Origin of the sequence: Bacillus sp. HY001 (assembly GCF_007558965.1) — a bacterium.
Classification (GTDB): Bacteria; Bacillota; Bacilli; order Bacillales; family Bacillaceae_G; genus Bacillus_A; species Bacillus_A mobilis.
The window spans coordinates 221,399-236,635 of record NZ_VLTE01000031.1 but is presented as its reverse complement, the minus strand read 5'-3'; the positions used below and the strand labels follow the sequence as shown (position 1 = coordinate 236,635).

Sequence of the window (15,237 nt, the reverse complement as noted above, 5' to 3'; positions counted from 1 at the left end):
AAGAGTTTTATAGTTTGATGGATTTTCCTTTGTCATTTTATTCACCTCCTTGTTAAGGATATTATAGCAAAAAAGAACATACGTTTCTGTTTTTTCTCGAAAATAAAATATTTCTTTCGATTCACCTCACCACCTTCACTTACATTTAGAGGTGGGAGTCCTCTCGAAAGGCATGATAGAAACAGAAAGAAAATCCTTATATATTTACTTTAATCGTCATTTTTTGCGCGTTCTTCTTACACTAAAAATCACAAGAACTGCTATTAGTAACAGACCTACAGAAAGGGTAACAACTTGCCACCAGCTTAAACCGTTCAACATGCCACCTTTTAAATCGACTTTCTTCGTCGGAACAGATTCTTTTGCAATTTGACTTAAAGCCACTTTGTCCGCCCCTGCCTCATCTAATCTCTTCGTTCCACTACACATAGATGTCTCTAACTTTTCCTCTCCTCTATAAGAAGAAAAGACTAAGTACTCTCCCCCCTCTGAAAAAGGAAATGTACAACTACTAAAACTTGTATATATAATAATTTGCGAAGAGCTTGTCCCTTTCCAAATTCTCTTCACTTCAAATAATGTTTTCATTTTTCCGCCCTTCTCTTGAACCTCTAATACCTTACCTTCAAACACTACATCATTGTTTTGTAACCTCTCTTCCGGTGATGCTTTCATACACTCACAAGCGTAAGACTTCTCTGGTAAAATAAAATAAGTAAGGCTGCAAATTAAAACTAGAGACAATACATATACGATTCTTTTCAAGAATCTCAAACCCCTTCATGATCAATTTTAGAAGCTTTCCGTATATTATTTTGACATCACTCCTCAAATCCCTTTTCGCTTTATTAAAATATACTGATTTTAATAAACGAAAAATCTTTGTTGACACTTTTATAACCTAATATTAGTATCAGGTTATAAAAATAAGTTAGGAGATGTTCCTATGCATTCTAAATCTCGTATTACTGCAATCGGTACTTATGTTCCAGATCAAATATTATCTAATAATGATTTAGAAAAGATGATCGATACGAATGATGAATGGATTGTACAAAGAACAGGAATGAAGGAAAGAAGAATTGCTTGCGAAGACGAATACTCCTCACACTTAGCCATTAAAGCAATTGAAAATTTATGTACAACTTTTAAAAAGAACTTAGAAGATATAGACTGTATCATCGTCGCTACAACAACCGCTGACTATGTTTTTCCGAGTGTCGCGTGTCAAATACAACAACACTTCAACATACCTCATACAATAGCATTTGATTTAAATGCAACTTGCGCTGGTTTCACATATGGCCTGCACGTTGGGAATAGCTTAATCACTTCTGGATCACACGAAAAAGTACTTGTCGTAGCAACTGAGACATTATCTAAAGTTACTGATTACACCGATAGAACGACTTGTATTTTATTCGGTGATGGTGCTGGCGCTATTTTATTAGAAAGGGATGAAAACAAACCGAGCTTTATTGCTGCTCATATGGGAACAAATGGGCACGGTGGCATTCATCTATACCGAACAAACTTATCTACTACTATGAATGGCACACAACTGCAAACAAATGAAAAAATCGTGCAAAATGGGAGAGAAGTATATAAATGGGCAACACGTACGGTGCCAGCAGGTATTAAAGAACTATTACATACCGCTAATATGCAAATAGATGAAATAGATTGGTTCATTCCTCATAGCGCTAATTTACGCATGATCGAATCTATTTGCGAAAAATCTCAAATTCCAATGCAAAAAACATTAACGAGCGTGGAGTATATGGGGAATACATCTTCCGTATCTATTCCACTCGCTCTAGATTTAGCTAGAAAAGAACGAAAATTAAATAACGGAGACACACTTTTACTATACGGATTTGGTGGTGGCCTTACGCATTTAGGGCTTATTGTGGAGTGGGATTTAAACTAACATTTTTCTTTTATACAACTAAATATAAACAAGCTGCATTCAAAGATTGGTTACCTCCCTTTGAACGCAGCTTGTTTTATCTTAATTTTATTTATCCCGCTTTAATGGGCAGTAAGACCCCCACCTCAAAATGCAGCGAAAGCAAAGAATTTAAGTGGGGGATCACCTGCCCATTAAAGTCCGATTGGTTCAACTAATAATTAGTGGGGGATGAAGCCCCCACTAATTAAAGTTTCACTTTACCTGTCCGAGCCCATATCACAATTGGAATAAGCATGAAAGCTAAAACTCCTCCAGCTAATGACAATGCCGCATAACTTGAATTCGCTACTACCATACCTGACATCGCTCCGCCTGAAGCTCCAGCTAGCGCAATAAACACATCTATTTTCCCTTGTGTTTTTGCACGTGTGGAAGGTATAGTTGCATCAACAATTTGAGCAGTACCACTTATTAAACCAAGGTTCCATCCTAATCCAAGTAAAGACAAAGCAACGATTAATAGTATTAAAGAGTCACTCGGCGCTAACGCAGCTATGACACCTGCTGCTAGTAAAATTACTCCACCAGCTATACTCATCGTAGTTCTTCCAATTTTATCAATTAGCATTCCCGTAACGAGAGATGGAAGATACATTGCACCAACATGAAAACCAATCACAAGCCCTACTTCACTTAATCCATGACCTTGGTGTCCCATATGAACTGGCGTCATCGTCATAATCGCAACCATCACGATTTGTGTAAGTATCATTACGATGGCTCCAACAGTAATACCTCGTTTGTTTTCTGTCGCTTCTTCTGTTACTGCTTGCCCTTTATATGTATGTTCTTGTTTATATGTTTCTATCATATTTGCAATAAGTAACGGATCTGGACGAAGCATAACAAAAAGGACAATACCTGCCAGTATAAATGCAGCTGCTGATAATATGAATGGACCAGCAAGTTCAGGAATTCCAATTGAATGAGCAAACCTTCCCATTACTCCTACTAAATTTGGACCTGCGACTGCACCAAAAGTCGTCATTACCATCGTAATACTAATAGCAGTTGCTCTTTGCTTCTTATTCGCTAAATCTGTTCCAGCATAACGCGCTTGTAAATTCGTAGCTGTGCCCGCGCCATATATAAGTAAAGAAACTAGTAAAAGAATAATACTATTTGTTAAAGCTGCCACCACAACTCCAATAGCCCCTAGTCCACCTACTATAAAACCTCCTGCAAGCCCTATGCGGCGACCATGTTTTTGCGATAACTTCCCAACAAAGAAAGCCGCTACTGCAGATCCCATTGTAAACATAGCTGCCGGCAATCCTGCATATGCATCTGTCCCAAGCATTTGCTGCGCAAGAAGTGCACCTACTGTAATGCCAGCAGCTAACCCAGCTCCGCCGAACATTTGTGAAATGCTTACGATTATTAATGTTCTTTTGTATAATTTTTGTTGCTCTTCTTCTGTATATATATGATTACTTATTGAAGCATCTGCTGTATCTATCATTTTCTCACCCTTTCTATAAAACTTATACCTCTTGTTAATGTACTATAGAACAACAAAATCCCCAAATTTAAAATACGAACATTTATTTATACATGTAAAGAACCCTACGGCTTATGTTTCAACCATTACCGAAGAGTTCCCAAAATAACTATACTATTTTTTTCATAACTAGCGTTCCATCATTTGAATATAACTGATCTTTAACTTATTTCCCTTACAGTCCCCCAACCGCTCTTCCCCTTCTCCTTTTACTCCAAGCCTTTCCTTCCAAAAATAACAAACTTACTAAAGCACACATGAATATAATCGGCACACTTGCTTTATATAGATCTGTAAAACTCATAGCCATTTGATTTCGAGCATAGTGATTTACATCATTCGAAAATACAAGTACTTCTTTTTTTATACTTTCCTCTTGTTTTTCAACTTCCTTTGTCACTTGATTCATAACTTCTTCTCTTTTTATATCTCTATATTCTACCGGAACATCATTTAATACTTCATTCACTTTTTGGCGGATTAATTCATCTTTTTTCTCTTTATTTAACTCTACAAATGTTTCATTTTGATGTTTTTCTGCATTTGTTTCTATACTTTGTTTCTCTATTTTTCCTTTTGATATTTGCAATATCTCAGCTTGCTGGGCACTACTCACATGAATATTACGCACTTTTTCTTCTGCATAACGATATACATTCTCTTTATTTACAGTTATGTTGTGCGTTAAGTTAGATACAAATATTGCAACTGCTAATACAATTCCAACTTGTCGTAACATCGAGACAACACTTTGAGAAGCAGTTAATAATTCCCCTTCAAACGAAGAAGCACTTAAAACTGTAATTGGACCTACTACTAAACCATACCCAACACCTAATATCATACATGGAATAATTATTTCTATATTTGTTGAATTAACATCAATCATTTGCAACCAATAATAAGATACACCCATAATAAGAAAGCCTGACAAAATAATAGTTACTTTGCCAAGCTTTTTAATTAATGTTGCTGCAACTGGTGAAACAAAAAATATCATTGCTGAAATAGGTGTCACTAAAAAAGCTGCTTCGATTTCCGTTCGACCTTGTATTTTCGTCAAGAACGTTGGAAGTAATACAGTTACTCCAATTAAAAACAAATTACTTAATATTACAACGATAGATGCTCCAACAAATATACGATCTTTAAATAAATTTAAATTTACCATTGGATTATGAATCTTTCGTTCCACTAGCACAAATAGAATAAGAGAAATAGTGCTAATTGCATAACAAGACAAAGCTATATTACTTTGCCATCCCCATGCATTGCCTTTTACTAATATGAGAGTAAAAGAAAAAATTGCTGCGCTACTTAATAGTAGTCCTACCCAATCTATTTTTGAAATAATACGTTCTTCATTTTTTATTTGTAACATAATGCAGCATAAAATGACTCCAAGAATACAAATTGGAACATTAACGAAGAACACCCATCTCCAACCGAAATTTTGTGTAATAATTCCACCTATTACTGGTCCCATCGCGGCTGATAACCCTTGTGATACTCCTAAAATTGCAAGTGCAACATGCCTCTTAGCTAATGGCATTGCTGATACACCAATTACCATACTAGTCGGAAATAAAATCGCTGCACCTACACTTTGTATAAAGCGAGAAAAGATAAGGAAATCGCCCGTATTAGCAAAAGCACAAAGTACGGATCCACCGCCAAAAATTATCAAACCAAGAATATACATCTTTGCTTTCCCAAAAATATCAGCTATCCGCCCTAACGGAATGGCGAGTACCGCAATCGTCATCGTATATACATTTAATACCCAAGACATCTTTTCTAATGACGTATTTACACTCGTTTGTATCGCGGGTAAAGCTATATTCATAATTGTCGTATCAATCATACAAAGAAATATACCTAGACACATTAAAAAGACAACCTTAATACCCTTTGATTGCTCCATGTTCATCTACCCCTTTATTTATTATGAACGGATTTTTCATTCTTCCATTTTATTGTGTTCTTTTGCTTCTAGTTGCTCTAGTTTTCTTTTCAACATCTCTACTTGAGCACTATACGATGCGATACCTACATCGAGTGAAATTTCCTCAACAAAAGTAATACCTTCTCTCCACTTTTCATATTTCAAACGAAGATCCGCAATGTATACCTCTTTCCTTTCAATCTCGTCCTCAATCCATTTTTTTATCGCCTTGTCATCGCTATAATTACCGAAATACATCCTCATTAAAAAATCTGAACGTAAAACATCTTTCTCTACATCTGTTTGCATGTATTGATAAAATTCTTCACGTCCTTCATCTGTAATAAAGTACATTTTTTTATTCGGTTTTCCTTCTTGCATAATAACCTCTTTTTTTATTTTCCCCTCTTTTTCCAACTGTCGTAACGTTGGATAAATCATTCCAAAACTCCCATCAAAAAAATGAGTAAATACGTCTTCGAACACAATTTTAATATCATAACCAGACAATTCTTTTTCCATCAATAAACCTAAAACAACATCTCTTCCCTTCAAAATAAGACCCCCACATTGTATATAATCAATAATCATATTAACATTGTTAATATGATTATTGATTATATACCTTATTCCGTTAATTGTAAAATGTTTCTAAATAAAAAAAATACCCTATAATTTTATTGTTTAAAATTACAGGGTAACTCTACTTTATATTTCATATGTAAACTCTGTACTATTTTACAACTGCATCTTCATTAGCTGCAAAAACCTCTGTCTTTCCCTCTTTTATTTCATGATAATACGAAGGTAATTCTATATTATGTTCTAAGAGATAATCCTCAATTAATGAAATAATCACTTTCAACGTTTTCAATCGAGCGTATAATTTATCGTTACTCGCGATAATTTGCCATTTCGCATTTGGCTTATTTGTTTTTTCAAACATGTCTTCCATCGCTTCAACATATTCATCCCATTTTTCACGGTTGCGCCAATCTTCATCTGTAATTTTCCATCTTTTCAAAGGATTGTTCTCTCTATCTTTAAACCTCTTTAATTGTTCGTCTTTACTAATATGATAGAAAAACTTTCCGACTATATAATGATCATCTGTTAATAGTTTTTCAAAATCATTAATCTCATCATACGCTCTCGTCCACTCTTCCTTTGTAGCAAAACCTTCAACACGCTCAACTAACACACGGCCGTACCATGAGCGATCAAAAATAGTAATTTGTCCGTACTGAGGAAGTTTTCGCCAGAAACGTTGCAAGTAATGGTACCGTTTTTCATGAGGTGCTGGTGCTCCAATTGGATTTACTTGGAACCCACGTGGATCAAGGTGTTCTGTCACTCGCTTAATCGCTCCGCCTTTTCCAGCCGCATCCCAGCCTTCCATAACGAGCATCACTGCAATTTTTTCTTCTTTTACTATTTGCTGCAATGCTAATAAGCGCCTTTGATATTTTTCAAGTTTCTTATTGTACTTAGATTTCGATTCAATTCTTTTCGTTACATCTACTTTAGCAAGATGTCCATTTTCCATAAAACAAATCCCCCTTGTTGTATGACAATGTTATTTTAACATATTTTTGGGAATTTTTTCACATTAGAAAAAACTGTGTAGAAAAATCTCTACACAGCTTCCTTCTCTAATTGCACATCTACTTCAATATTCTCATTTTTATTTTTCACAGCTTTCATAAAGAATACAGCCGTTAATATAACGGTATTCCCCCCGCACCTACCATATAAGATGTGTTTAACTGAATGTTAAAAGCAATTTTTGCATTTAAAATATAAATTATATTCATGATTGTCACAAATATCCCCTTACATTATATGGTATATACTCACATAAAGAGAAGATAATAATAAATAAATCCGTTACAGAATGGTGGCTCTCTAAAAATGAAAAGAAAAATATTTTCTCTCTTTGCACTAATCTGTTTAGCATTGCCAATACAAGCTAGTGCATACACATTTCAATCACTACCAATTGAATCAAAGTCAAAACAGTGGTATATCGAAATTGATAAATCCCATAACGCAAACAAGCAAGCAGTGCAGCCAAAACAAGGTGTATATGGTACATATCGTTTACTTGTAAAAAACATCGGTAATGATGTATCAAACGTAGCTGTAGAAATCGTTGATAACACCCCTACCTCTAAAGCTACTTTTAACCCTACTACATTACATAACAACGTTTCAAAAAGTCAGACAAGCTTTGACTACATCTTATTCCCTTTAGACTTTCACAGCCATAATTTCAAAGTCGTCATCACTTGGGAAGAAAACAATTTCTCTTACAACGGTCATCCGGTAAATGAAGGGAAACAAATGAAACAAACATTTGTATTCCATGAAGAGTAAGCCCTAATTTGATTATGGCTTACTCTTCATTTACAAAACCATATTGAATCGCTTCTGTTACCTCTTTTGTGATTTCCAGTTCTGTTGCTTCGGTGCTAATTTTCTTATGCCAAATATGTACAGAAGGCTTTTCGTTACAAAGATGTTTTAATAATACTAGTTGATTATATGTTAGCGTATGTTCTCTACGGATAACGATATAGACTGTGAAATTTTTTGCTTCAAAGATCTTTTCCTGCAAAGTGTATTCGCTGTCCAATTCCTTTGCTACTATGTCGTTCAAGTTTTCTATAATCATATAAGTCGTTCCCCTTCCCTTATATCATCAATCAAATCGTCGAATACTTGGCACACATAACGCTATTCCAATTGTTACAAGTACTAATATAGCTAGTGTTATAATCGTTATCTCGCCACCTATGACAGTAGCTAACCATCCTACAACTACATAACCTAGTGGCAATAAAGCAAATGAACCTAGCATATCAAGGCTTGCCACCCTTCCAAATGCTTCTTCTGGCACAAGCTCTTGTAAACTTGTTTCCCAAATGAGTCCAAATATCATCATACCGAACCCTTCAATTGCCATTAATCCAATTAATGCAGGTGCCCAAGCAATAAACGGCATTATTAAAAGCGCACAACCACTTATTAATACACCACCATAGGCAAGTAATCCCCGCTTATGCCACCGTTCCCTCCCGCCAAATATTAGCGCGGAAATTACAGCTCCAACACCAGAAGATGCCATTCCTAATCCATACACGTATGCTTCAAAATGATGATGAACATTAAATAACCACGGAATTAATACGACGATAATTCCTGCATAACAAATATTAATGAAAGAAAAAACTAAAATTGTAATCCATAGCCACGGATGATTTTTTAAAACGAAAACACCTTCCATAAACTCTTGTTTGTAATCGATTTGTCTCTTTTCAATGGGTTTTACTTTTTTAAACTTTATTTCTCTTAAAAATAATAAACATAAAAATGATAGCAAATACGTTACTGCATCCAGTCCAAATCCTATTCCGGCAGATGCAACTGAAACAATCAATCCTCCAAGAGCCGGTCCAATTAGTCGTATACCTTGATTACTCATTTGCGTTAATGCATTAGCTGCATTTCGAATTTCCGGTACAAATACTTTCGCCCTTACAGCCGCATATGCTGGCTGAAATATCCCTTCCATAAGCCCATATAATGCTACGAGTACATATAGAAGTGGAATTGTTAAAACATCCATAAATATAAGCATTGCAAATAATAGCATTAATGTGCAACGGATTATATCTGTAAATAACATTAATTTCACTCGATCAATTCGATCTACTACTAATCCAGCAAACGGTAACGCAAGAATATTAGGAAGCATGTACATTGCCATAGTCATTCCCATTACAACTGTTGAACCAGTTAATGAATACACAACGACTGGCAAAATAACCATCGTTATCGAACTGCCTAAAGTCGAAAGTAATTGCCCAATCCATAAAAATTTAAAATGTGGTGACGCTTTTACTGGCAACAATAATTTTCCAACATACCCCAAATCTTTTTCTCTTTGTACTTCCCCTTGCATTTCTCTCTCCTCTTTTCAATTGATTATAGGATCTGTAATATATAACTGAAAATTAACACTATTCTATTTTTTATTATATAAGAAACTATTATGTTATGGTAAAATTATCAAGAAAAATAAAGGAGAATACATGATTATGCCTCATAACATCGAGCACCGTATCTATACAATGTGTATGATCCAGCAAAATAATGACGTTTTACTTATAAAACGTCCCAATCATCGAGGTTTTCCTGGCTACATAGCTCCTGGCGGAAAAGTAGATTTCCCAGAAAGCATCTTACAAGCTGCTATACGAGAATCGAAAGAGGAAACTGGGCTTCACGTTTCTAACTTAATTTTCAAGGGACTAGATGAATACGTAAATCCGAAAGAAAATGTTCGATATATGGTATTCAATTATTGGACAGACTCATTTGATGGTGAACTTCTTATGAACCCTCCTGAGGGCGAATTATTATGGGTGCCAATTGATGAAGCACTAAATCTTCCTATGCAAGATTGGTTTAAAGAGAGATTCCCATTATTTTTTGAAAAGGGTACGTTTGAAATTCAACGCGTTTGGGACCGAGACTTAGATAAACAAGTTGCTATAACAATTACACATACATAAAAAGGCTTGGAATCTCTCCAAGCTTCTCTTACTTCTCCTCTATTTTCTTAATTTCATAATCAATTTCTAAAAACTTAACTCCAAATATCCACATTCTATGATTAGCTTCTAATATGTGATCCATGCTCTCTTTTATAATAAAAGTCTCTGCTAACGGTAAACGTATCGTAAAGAAACGAGTATGCAAATAAATCCCCTCATCTCCCTTACCATCTTCTCTTAGCTTACTAGTAATAATTAAATCATTACTCTTATTACATAATTTCAAAATCCCTGTCATATTCGAATATGGTAAAGGTAATGCAATATTCATATACGTCTCGTTCTCATATGTATGCTTTGAATAAAGAGCTACAAATATAGATTCTCCTACATCATTTTTTCTTAGCCAAGCCCTTACACCCTCTCTTCCATCCTTCTCATCTATTATCCCGACGATAGAGCCATGCATCGTTTCCCATTTGCCGCCCATTCCTAAATGTATTTGTCCTACACGTTTACTCATTTTCTCATAGAAAAATGCAAGAGGGCGGAACCAACGATTCCATTTAATATGTGATTGTAACTCATACTCTATTGTATTTTCATAAAAGCGAATAACACTTAAAGGAATCTTCGATATGTCAAATGCCTCACTATGAAAATCATTCATTTTATCAACTAAGCCTTTGTATTCTTTGCTTTCTATTAAATTTCTGTTATGTAAAAATGCTTCACCAACTGTCACATTCCCTCTTAACCTGCTCATTGGTTTCCCATAATATTTATAATTCGGAGCACTCTTTTCAATCAACCAGCCAACAAATGCTGGTAATGCTACTCCAATTCCATTGACAACACCGTGAATCCAAACCATTTGAGCAATTGTAATCGTCAGTACATGTTTCAAATTCCCATACGAATATATAAGTGAAAACATAATTGTTACCATGAGTGTACTAGACGATATGATCAGGAGAATCTTTGCACTAATAGCATTAAATTTCGTTCGCCAAACATACATCCCATAACCATAAATCGCACATAAATATAGGAACACTGCAAAAAATTCAAATACTCTTGAGTACGTAATTCCTATTGCAACTGTCATAGGTGAAACAACGATGATAAACATAATAGCATCATATACTTTACTTCTCTTTTCTCTTTTTCTCCCAATTAAACCCGCTGATAACGGCAATAGAAACGCTGAATAATGAAAGTGTGCAGCGGTAAGCAAAACAATGTCAGAACTAAAATGCATAATGGACAATTTTGCTACTGAAGCAAAAAACCAGCAACCACCTAAAAACAAATACATAAACGCACTATCGATAGCCGTCTCTTCTAACGGTTTCCATCCTCTTTCTAGCAATCTACTTACACCAAATAACGCAACAATTCCTGTATATACAAACCAAAGTAACGCAAAGAAATAGTGATTTGTTACGAAAGCTAGCGTTGCACTAATTACTGCAATTGGATATAACAGCGATACGAGTTTATAAAAGAAAACATATGATCCATTTCTTCTTTTCTTATCAATGATGCAAAATGACATCGGTATAAATAACAAAATAGATAATAAAATAATTGCTTCAACTGGGTTTATATTTGACCACTCACATATTAGAAAAATAATATAACAAGCAAGCCCAACTATTATATTGTTCATTTCGTTTATTTCCTTTCCACAAATGTTCCCTTATATGAAAATAATGAACCAATTAACGGATTGCGTACTTGTACATGAATTCGAAAACATTGTATTGTTTCATCATAACTTTCTACAATGTTGGCCTCCCCATATAAAAATCTAGGTAACGGGACTTTCCTTCCAAACATGTAAAACCATTGTTTCTTTGAAGAAATATGCATTGCTCCCACCTCATCAATATGAAAATTCAATGTAGAAACAAGTAAGTGCGGTTCACCAAAATAATCTACAATTTCATTATTCTCTTCATCCATCTGCATAATGGCGTTAAAGTATCTTTTCTTATTATGAAAATAAAAAGTACGATTCCACCGTACAAGTTCATTTCCATGTTCATCTCGCTCAGCGGTATTATGTATTGTAAATGGCACTTCCTTCCCCCGCTCAGAGAAAAACATTCTAAACTTCGATGTAATTTTTAATATTAATTTTACGAAAATAGAACCTCCATAAATTTCATCCATCCTCCCTTCTCCAGTAAAGCTATTTTCTTCCGTAATCTCATAGCGTTTCTGTAATTTCGGATGAAGTTTTTTATACGAATCTCCTAATAGCCTTTCATACATATTAACCATACATTATCCCTTTCTCTTCCTCTTGCAATTTTTTGCACTTGGTAAATCAAAACTATTTATATAACCGACAATCGATAACCCCATTAGTAAAACGTTTAATGTAATTGGATTAAACGGCTCTGTAAAGCTTACAATATTCGTAAATCCTGCTGCTATCGTTAAGGCTATTAACATAAAAATATGTACGATAAATACTTTTCGCTTTTGAAATGGCAACAACCATATGACACCAAAAATAATTTCTAGTAATCCAATTATTTTAAGTACAAAAATACTATGTTCAGTTGAACCAATCATCACAGACAGCATTTTTACTTCTTCTGAATGAGTAAACACTAGTTTCGGTACTATTCCTTGATACATCCATACAAAAGCAAATAAAAAACATACGAGCCAATATGTTATTGTTCTTTTAATTAGTAATCTAGGGTGAAGCCCTTTTTCTAGCCATAATTTTAAAGCATCAAAACTCCAAGCAGTCGCCCAGCCTAATAACGGCCGAAACATATAGACATCTATTATATTCCCTATACGACCAAACCTCGTATCATAATCATATTGTGTCTCAAAATGAATGTGTTCTTTACACGGTGTATACTTCCAATAACCACGCCCTATTTGAATAAGTGATAATTGATTGTCTGTCCAAAATTTTAAAGAAGAAATCCGTTCACCTGTTTCTTTTTTTATTTCACCTATCGATTCCCCTTCACCAGCTATTTCAAGTCCAAATCCGATTTTTGTTTTATATAAAAACTTCTGCGATTCTCCTTCTTCTTTCTCTAAATACGAAATTTCAGTAAAGCGGGCATCCCACTCTGTATGTATGTTTGGCTCTTGCGTATATTCCCATAATTTCTCCATTGTTGTGTTCATTTCTGCCGAAACATAAATAGGCTTTTTCCCCTTCATTCTTCCACCTCCAATGCACTATACTTTTAATGTACATGCAACGAATTCATTTTGCTACATTTTTCACAAACTTCCCTGTAAAAAGAAAGAATTTTTAAAATTTATACAAAACACTTGATTCCCCGAAAAATTTAAATTATTATAAAACAAATGTTACCAACAACTTCATAAATCAAACACTCTCGCCTAAAACGTGAGATAGAGGTTGCGATACTTATGATTATTCTAATGGAGACACAGAGATGTCTATGAAATTAGATGAAAGGAAGTATTGCCGAAATCGATAATTTTCTCTGCATTTATCGATTGGGGCTGTTTTCGAATAGAAACAGAACTGTCATATGTACAGAAGTGTATGTATGAAGAGCTATCTACAAAAAAGAGATATCATTCTTATGATATTCCTTTTTTGGCGGTTTTTTTATTAGCTCCGTTTTCTGTTTCCCTTTTCCTGTAACAGCACCATCCTCACTTATTTGAGATGGTGTTTTTTGTTTTTCTCTGGTAACTACAGGAATGTTGGGATTTATATATGTCCTAATCTATTCTTAAAAATGGATGAAAGAAGGAATTCGTAATGGAAACGATTGTACAAAAATTTGGTGGCACTTCTGTCGGAAGTGTTGAGCGTATTCAACATGTAGCAAATTTAATTATTGAAGAATATGAACGAGGACATAGTATCGTCTCTGTCGTTTCAGCAATGGGAAAGAGCACAGATGAACTTGTAGCACTTGCTAACGCGATTTCAGAAAATCCGAGTAAACGCGAAATGGATATGCTTCTATCTACAGGAGAACAAGTAACTATTTCATTATTAACGATGGCACTACAAGCAAAAGGTTATAACGCGATTTCATTAACAGGATGGCAAGCTGGTATTACGACAGAATCTGTACATAGTAGTGCACGGATTACTGACATTCATACAGATCGCATTCAGTCTTATCTTACTGAAGGTACGATTGTTATTGTAGCTGGCTTCCAAGGAGTTAGTGAAAACCATGAAATTACAACGCTTGGACGCGGTGGTTCTGATACAACTGCTGTTGCATTAGCTGCTGCGCTGAAAGCAAAAAAATGCGATATTTACACAGATGTGACCGGTGTTTATTCGACGGACCCACGAGTTGTAAAAAACTCTTATAAATTAGATGAAATTTCTTATGACGAAATGCTAGAGCTAGCAAATCTCGGTGCTGGTGTATTACACCCACGTGCTGTTGAATTTGCTAAAAATCATAATGTCATTTTAGAAGTTCGCTCAAGTATGGAACAAGAAAACGGAACAATTGTAAAAGGAGAATGTAACATGGAACAACAATCAATCGTTAAAGGTATTGCATTTGAAGATAATATTACACGCGTCACAATGAAAGGATTGGAACAAGGTTCACTTTCAACAGTTTTCTCTACATTAGCAGTGGCACATATTAATGTAGATATCATCATTCAAAGTATTACAAATGAAGGAACTGTTCACCTCTCCTTCTCAATCCATTCTAGTGATTTAAAAGAAACATTAGAGGTATTAGAACAACATCAAGAAACATTACAATACGAATCTGTAGAATATGAAAATCATTTAGCAAAAGTATCAATTGTAGGATCTGGTATGGTCTCTAATCCAGGTGTTGCTGCGAATATGTTCACTACTTTAAAAGAAGAAGATATTCATATTAAAATGGTAAGTACATCAGAAATTAAAGTGTCTGTCGTTATTGACCGCCTTCATTTAGTAACAGGTGTTGAGGCACTGCATCAATCATTTATGGCGAAAATTGAGCCTTTAGTGCAGATGAGTTAATTTCCACTAGTAAAACTTAAAACAAATTATATGAATCTATTTCCTTCCTATATAAATAGAAACAGGATAGGACTATTTTGCAGGAAAGTCGAAGTTATATTATCGAATAGAAACTACATTATCAAATCCTTAAAATAATAGCATTCACGAAAGAAAGTTCACGCGTATTTCAATAGTAGAGGGTTTACGAAGTGTTGTTCGTTAATAAAATATTATATACTATACCCGAAAACAACTTGTCACACTTTCCTA

General features: G+C 34.7%; 14 protein-coding genes, 1 pseudogene and 1 riboswitch. Of the genes and pseudogenes, 4 read left to right on the top strand and 11 right to left on the bottom strand.

Translation table 11 applies throughout. From position 1 onward, the window contains the following. Nucleotides 1–216: 216 nt before the first annotated feature. Entirely contained in the window at nucleotides 217–765 is a 549-nt protein-coding gene (locus FOT98_RS16705; protein WP_063260491.1) for a cobalamin biosynthesis protein CbiN, read from the bottom strand. Between the two features lie 181 nt (nucleotides 766–946). Between FOT98_RS16705 and FOT98_RS16700 the strand changes: the two genes are divergently transcribed. Next, nucleotides 947–1,930, top strand: a complete 984-nt coding sequence (locus tag FOT98_RS16700; protein ID WP_063260492.1) for a ketoacyl-ACP synthase III — start codon at nucleotides 947–949, stop codon at nucleotides 1,928–1,930. Between the two features lie 226 nt (nucleotides 1,931–2,156). Here FOT98_RS16700 and FOT98_RS16690 read toward each other — a convergent pair whose 3' ends face one another. The 5 genes and pseudogenes from FOT98_RS16690 to FOT98_RS16670 all read right to left on the bottom strand — a co-directional run. Beyond that, on the bottom strand, nucleotides 2,157–3,434 hold the full coding sequence (locus FOT98_RS16690; RefSeq protein ID WP_063263599.1) for an MFS transporter: 1,278 nt from the start codon (nucleotides 3,432–3,434) through the stop codon (nucleotides 2,157–2,159). 214 nt (nucleotides 3,435–3,648) lie between these two features. Further along, nucleotides 3,649–5,397: an MFS transporter gene (locus FOT98_RS16685; RefSeq protein WP_063263600.1), complete on the bottom strand. Its 1,749-nt coding sequence runs from the start codon at nucleotides 5,395–5,397 to the stop codon at nucleotides 3,649–3,651. 36 nt (nucleotides 5,398–5,433) lie between these two features. Beyond that, nucleotides 5,434–5,973: a PadR family transcriptional regulator gene (locus FOT98_RS16680; RefSeq protein ID WP_063263601.1), complete on the bottom strand. Its 540-nt coding sequence runs from the start codon at nucleotides 5,971–5,973 to the stop codon at nucleotides 5,434–5,436. A gap of 178 nt (nucleotides 5,974–6,151) precedes the next feature. Next, a complete protein-coding gene (locus FOT98_RS16675) occupies nucleotides 6,152–6,964 on the bottom strand; it encodes a polyphosphate kinase 2 family protein (RefSeq protein ID WP_063263602.1) in 813 nt (270 codons plus the stop codon). 89 nt (nucleotides 6,965–7,053) lie between these two features. Next, nucleotides 7,054–7,247: pseudogene (locus FOT98_RS16670) on the bottom strand (carbon starvation CstA family protein); the annotation flags it as partial. Between the two features lie 82 nt (nucleotides 7,248–7,329). Here FOT98_RS16670 and FOT98_RS16665 point away from each other — a divergent pair. Beyond that, entirely contained in the window at nucleotides 7,330–7,794 is a 465-nt protein-coding gene (locus tag FOT98_RS16665; protein WP_063263603.1) for a hypothetical protein, read from the top strand. A gap of 19 nt (nucleotides 7,795–7,813) precedes the next feature. Here FOT98_RS16665 and FOT98_RS16660 read toward each other — a convergent pair whose 3' ends face one another. After that, nucleotides 7,814–8,092, bottom strand: coding sequence for a hypothetical protein (locus FOT98_RS16660; protein ID WP_063263604.1), 279 nt, complete (start codon nucleotides 8,090–8,092; stop codon nucleotides 7,814–7,816). A gap of 27 nt (nucleotides 8,093–8,119) precedes the next feature. After that, on the bottom strand, nucleotides 8,120–9,382 hold the full coding sequence (locus tag FOT98_RS16655; protein ID WP_063263605.1) for an MFS transporter: 1,263 nt from the start codon (nucleotides 9,380–9,382) through the stop codon (nucleotides 8,120–8,122). A gap of 130 nt (nucleotides 9,383–9,512) precedes the next feature. On the opposite strand from FOT98_RS16655, the gene FOT98_RS16650 reads away from it, so the two are divergent. Continuing rightward, nucleotides 9,513–9,995: an 8-oxo-dGTP diphosphatase gene (locus FOT98_RS16650; RefSeq protein WP_390842388.1), complete on the top strand. Its 483-nt coding sequence runs from the start codon at nucleotides 9,513–9,515 to the stop codon at nucleotides 9,993–9,995. Nucleotides 9,996–10,023: 28 nt separating this feature from the next. On the opposite strand, the gene FOT98_RS16645 is transcribed toward FOT98_RS16650, so the two are convergent. Genes FOT98_RS16645 through FOT98_RS16635 form a run of 3 tightly spaced genes read right to left on the bottom strand, consistent with a single transcriptional unit; the run spans nucleotide 10,024 to nucleotide 13,178 of the window. After that, nucleotides 10,024–11,649 (bottom strand): YndJ family protein, encoded by a 1,626-nt coding sequence (locus tag FOT98_RS16645; protein WP_063263607.1) that lies wholly within the window; start codon nucleotides 11,647–11,649, stop codon nucleotides 10,024–10,026. Nucleotides 11,650–11,654: 5 nt separating this feature from the next. After that, a complete protein-coding gene (locus FOT98_RS16640; protein WP_063263608.1) occupies nucleotides 11,655–12,266 on the bottom strand; it encodes a DUF4166 domain-containing protein in 612 nt (203 codons plus the stop codon). A gap of 3 nt (nucleotides 12,267–12,269) precedes the next feature. Further along, complete coding sequence (locus tag FOT98_RS16635; RefSeq protein WP_063263609.1) at nucleotides 12,270–13,178, bottom strand: DoxX-like family protein; 909 nt, start codon at nucleotides 13,176–13,178, stop codon at nucleotides 12,270–12,272. 191 nt (nucleotides 13,179–13,369) lie between these two features. After that, nucleotides 13,370–13,556, top strand: a riboswitch (Lysine riboswitch). Between the two features lie 199 nt (nucleotides 13,557–13,755). Here FOT98_RS16635 and FOT98_RS16625 point away from each other — a divergent pair. Next, nucleotides 13,756–14,985 carry an aspartate kinase gene (locus tag FOT98_RS16625; protein ID WP_063263610.1) on the top strand — a complete coding sequence of 410 codons (1,230 nt, stop codon included), beginning with the start codon at nucleotides 13,756–13,758 and terminating at the stop codon, nucleotides 14,983–14,985. Nucleotides 14,986–15,237 lie beyond the last annotated feature (252 nt).

What these genes read in the sequence shown, in the direction of transcription:
- FOT98_RS16625 (WP_063263610.1), top strand. Translation starts at nt 13,756, where the DNA reads ATGGAAACGATTGTACAAAAATTTGGTGGCACTTCTGTCGGAAGTGTT.
- FOT98_RS16645 (WP_063263607.1), bottom strand. Translation starts at nt 11,649, where the DNA reads ATGAACAATATAATAGTTGGGCTTGCTTGTTATATTATTTTTCTAATA.
- FOT98_RS16660 (WP_063263604.1), bottom strand. Translation starts at nt 8,092, where the DNA reads ATGATTATAGAAAACTTGAACGACATAGTAGCAAAGGAATTGGACAGC.
- FOT98_RS16685 (WP_063263600.1), bottom strand. Translation starts at nt 5,397, where the DNA reads ATGGAGCAATCAAAGGGTATTAAGGTTGTCTTTTTAATGTGTCTAGGT.
- FOT98_RS16655 (WP_063263605.1), bottom strand. Translation starts at nt 9,382, where the DNA reads ATGCAAGGGGAAGTACAAAGAGAAAAAGATTTGGGGTATGTTGGAAAA.
- FOT98_RS16675 (WP_063263602.1), bottom strand. Translation starts at nt 6,964, where the DNA reads ATGGAAAATGGACATCTTGCTAAAGTAGATGTAACGAAAAGAATTGAA.
- FOT98_RS16650 (WP_390842388.1), top strand. Translation starts at nt 9,513, where the DNA reads ATGATTATGCCTCATAACATCGAGCACCGTATCTATACAATGTGTATG.
- FOT98_RS16640 (WP_063263608.1), bottom strand. Translation starts at nt 12,266, where the DNA reads ATGGTTAATATGTATGAAAGGCTATTAGGAGATTCGTATAAAAAACTT.
- FOT98_RS16690 (WP_063263599.1), bottom strand. Translation starts at nt 3,434, where the DNA reads ATGATAGATACAGCAGATGCTTCAATAAGTAATCATATATATACAGAA.
- FOT98_RS16635 (WP_063263609.1), bottom strand. Translation starts at nt 13,178, where the DNA reads ATGAAGGGGAAAAAGCCTATTTATGTTTCGGCAGAAATGAACACAACA.
- FOT98_RS16665 (WP_063263603.1), top strand. Translation starts at nt 7,330, where the DNA reads ATGAAAAGAAAAATATTTTCTCTCTTTGCACTAATCTGTTTAGCATTG.
- FOT98_RS16700 (WP_063260492.1), top strand. Translation starts at nt 947, where the DNA reads ATGCATTCTAAATCTCGTATTACTGCAATCGGTACTTATGTTCCAGAT.